This is a genomic window from Zoogloea oryzae (assembly GCF_030161255.1).
Classification (GTDB): domain Bacteria; phylum Pseudomonadota; class Gammaproteobacteria; order Burkholderiales; family Rhodocyclaceae; genus Zoogloea; species Zoogloea oryzae.
The window spans coordinates 1-3,202 of record NZ_BSPX01000153.1 but is presented as its reverse complement, the minus strand read 5'-3'; the positions used below and the strand labels follow the sequence as shown (position 1 = coordinate 3,202).

The following is a 3,202-nucleotide window of genomic DNA, read 5'->3' as shown; positions in this document are numbered from 1 at the left end:
CTGCTCCGGCTGCTGCCCGCCGCCCTCGACCGCCTTCCGGCGATCCGCCTGGTGGGCGCCGAGGCCGGCTACATCGCGGCCTTCTCGCCGGGGCTGTCGGCCCCCGTGGCCGACGCGGTGGACGCCGCCGCCACCCGTATCCGGGCGCTGTGGTCATGACCCACACCGACGCCATCCCCATCCGCAACCTGCGCGAGGTCGTCGGCCGGCCGGACCGCCTGTGCGGCGTCGTCGCCCTGCCCGGGCACAACGCGCCGCTGCACATCCTGGTCGTCCAGCGCAACGATGGCTGGGTGGCGCTGCCCGCCGCCTGCCCCCACGAAGGCCACCGCCTCGACCACAGCCCCGAAGACAGCGACGGCCGCCTGATCTGCCCGGCCCACGGCCTGCAGATCGAGACCGCCGACGAGAACGCCATCCTCCAGGTGCGTCAGGTGGGCGACGATTTCTGCATCGTTACGACCGACAGCAGCGCCACCACACACCCCACCCGGGGCGAGGTCGCCCGCCTGCGCATCGAGCTCGAAGCCCTCCGCCAGGCCAACGCCACCCTCGAACAGCAGATCACGGCCGTCACCGGGATGATGGACACCATGGTGGACGAGGTCAGCGCCAAATCCCGACTGCTCGAACAGCAGAGCGCCGAGCAGGTGCGCCTGACCAGCTTCATCACCAACGTGATGGACACCATGGACAGCCTGCTGCTGGTGATCGACCGCTTCGGGCTCATCAGCCGCGCCAACGCCGCCGTCCGCCGCAGCCTGGGCATCAACCCGGCCGACCTCATCGGCGTCTCGCCCGACACCCTGCTCGCCGACGAGACCCTGGCCGGGCTGCGCGCCGCTTCCCCCAGCTTCGGCCCCGGCACGGTGCTGTTCCGCACCATCCTGCAGCAGGGCAGCGTCGAGATGGAGACCTGCCTCGAGAGCCGGCTGCCCGGCATGGGCACGCGCCACTACATCCTGCGCGCCGCGCCCCTGCACGACCGCAGTGGCAAGCTCGAAGGCGTGGTCATCGTCGGTTCCGACATCACCACCCTGCGCCTGCGCGAGCAGGCCCTGAAGGACAGCGAGCAGCGCTTCCGCGACTACTCCGAAGTCTCGTCCGACTGGTACTGGGAAACCGACGCCAACATGCGCTTCACCGGCTACATCGGCCGCGGCCCCGAGGGCCACACCATGATCGATCTGGTGCGCGGGCGCCGGCGCGAGGAATTCGCCGCCCCGGAAGATCTGGCCGACACCGAAAAGTGGGCCCGCTACCACGCCGCGATCGCCGCCCGGCAGGAGTTCCGTGATTTCGAATACTGCGTCCACCACCCGGTGAAGCTCATCACCTGGCTGAGCCTGTCCGGCCTGCCGGTCATCTCGCCGGAAGGCGAGTTCCTGGGCTATCGGGGCACCTCCAAGGACATCTCGGCACGCAAGGCCATCGAGGCCGAGCTGCGCAGCCACCGGGATCACCTCTCCGAGATGGTGGCCGCCCAGACCGCCGATCTCGTCTCCGCCAAAGAGGCCGCCGAGCGGGCCAGCCAGCTCAAGAGCGAATTCCTGGCCAACATGTCCCACGAATTCCGCACCCCGCTGCACGGCATCATGTCCTACGCGCGGCTGGGCGAGACCCGCACCGGCCAGGTGCCCGAAGAAAAGCTCATCAACTACTTCCAGCGCATCCACCAGAGCGGCTCGCGCCTCGCCGATCTGGTGAACGACTTGCTCGACCTGGCCAAGCTCGAAGCCCGGCGGATCAACTTTGCGCTGCACCCGGGCGACATTGCGGTGGTCGTCGATCGGGTCCATGCCGATCTGGCGGCGCTGTTCAAGCAGCACGGGCTCAGTTTCGCCATCGACCGCCAGACCCGCAACACCGTCGCCCGCATCGACCCCCAGCAGCTCCACCACGCGGTGCAGAACCTGCTTTCCAACGCCATCAAGTTCTCGCCGCCGGGCGGCACCATCACCATCACCTACCGGGACTGCATGATCGGCAAGCGCGAGGCCGTCGCCTTCAGCGTGCGCGACCAGGGCGTGGGGATACCGAGCGGCGAAGAGCAGCAGATCTTCGAGAAGTTCGTGCAGAGCAGCGCCACCAAGACCGGCGCCGGCGGCACCGGGCTGGGCCTGGCGATCACCAGCGAGATCGTGCGCGGCCACGAAGGCACCATCAGCGCCCGCAACCACCCGGACGGCGGCGCGGTGTTCGAGATCCGCATCCCGCGCAGCGGCGAATAAAACCCGGCGCTACTCCGGCACGTACACCAGCCCGCCGTCGGGCATCCGGTAGGCGCTGCCGGCGCGCACCCCGCCCGCCGCCGACTGGCTCGCCCCGTCGCCGCGGAAGTGCTCGATCTTGCGGCCCTCCTTCACCACCACCTCCATGCCCGGCGTGCCCGGGTTGCGGACCACCGTCACCCGCTCGTCGGTGAAGGGGTTGAGCGGGTTCTTGGCCACCGCCAGCAGCAGCGCCGCGATGAGCACCAGAAACACGTCGATCAGGTTCACCACCGACAGCAGCGGGTCGTCTCCGTCGGCATCCTCCGTCAGCCGGCGCCGCAGGCCGCTCATCGCGCCACCTCGGCGGCCATGGCGGACGGGCGCAGCGCCAGATCGCCCTTCTCGATGGCCAGCAGATCGTCGGCATACCAGCGCCGGCGCACGTGGCCGACCCAGTAGGTCAGCGCCGCCGCGATCAGCGCCAGGATCACCGCCGAGAAGGCCACCGTCAGGCTGCGCGACACGTCACCCAGATCGCCATCGCCCAGCGCCTTGAGGGCCGGGCCCATGGGGATCATCGTCGCCACCAGCCCCAGCATCGGCGCCACCCGGGTGGCGATGCGCACCAGCTCCAGCCGGGCCACGGCGATGGATTCCAGCTCGGCCGGTTGCAGGCGCGGGTCGGCCTGGCGGGCCAGGGCCAGCTCGAAACCCGCCGCCACGCCCGCCCGGCGCTGGACCATCTGCCACAAAAAAGCGCCCATCGCGTAGAAGGCGTACAGGAAGAGCAGGCCGATGGCGGCCAGCACCGGGATCAGGAACAGCTGGCTGGCCTCGTACATCAGGCCGTCGATGGAAGGGGTCATGGTTCAGGCTCCGGAAAGGACAGGGGAAGGGGCGACGCGCCGGCCCCGCAGGGCCTGGCCGAGGGCGCCGGCGGCAAAGGCGGCGAGCAGCACCGCCAGCAGGCCGGCGGCGGGTTGCGATGG

At 70.0% G+C, this 3,202-nt stretch carries 3 protein-coding genes; 1 reads left to right on the top strand and 2 read right to left on the bottom strand.

The window, feature by feature from the left end; genetic code table 11:
* Window positions 1–155: 155 nt before the first annotated feature.
* A complete protein-coding gene (locus tag QQK25_RS22510; protein ID WP_284189974.1) occupies window positions 156–2,231 on the top strand; it encodes an ATP-binding protein in 2,076 nt (691 codons plus the stop codon).
* 9 nt (window positions 2,232–2,240) lie between these two features.
* On the opposite strand, the gene QQK25_RS22505 is transcribed toward QQK25_RS22510, so the two are convergent.
* Both QQK25_RS22505 and QQK25_RS22500 read right to left on the bottom strand, forming a co-directional pair.
* Complete coding sequence (locus QQK25_RS22505; protein ID WP_228111802.1) at window positions 2,241–2,564, bottom strand: DUF2149 domain-containing protein; 324 nt, start codon at window positions 2,562–2,564, stop codon at window positions 2,241–2,243.
* On the bottom strand, window positions 2,561–3,079 hold the full coding sequence (locus QQK25_RS22500; protein WP_284189973.1) for a MotA/TolQ/ExbB proton channel family protein: 519 nt from the start codon (window positions 3,077–3,079) through the stop codon (window positions 2,561–2,563). The genes QQK25_RS22505 and QQK25_RS22500 overlap by 4 nt, the downstream gene beginning before the upstream one ends.
* Window positions 3,080–3,202: the final 123 nt, after the last annotated feature.

Coding starts and splice junctions, on each gene's coding strand:
- QQK25_RS22505 (WP_228111802.1), bottom strand. CDS start 2,564: ATGAGCGGCCTGCGGCGCCGGCTGACGGAGGATGCCGACGGAGACGAC.
- QQK25_RS22510 (WP_284189974.1), top strand. CDS start 156: ATGACCCACACCGACGCCATCCCCATCCGCAACCTGCGCGAGGTCGTC.
- QQK25_RS22500 (WP_284189973.1), bottom strand. CDS start 3,079: ATGACCCCTTCCATCGACGGCCTGATGTACGAGGCCAGCCAGCTGTTC.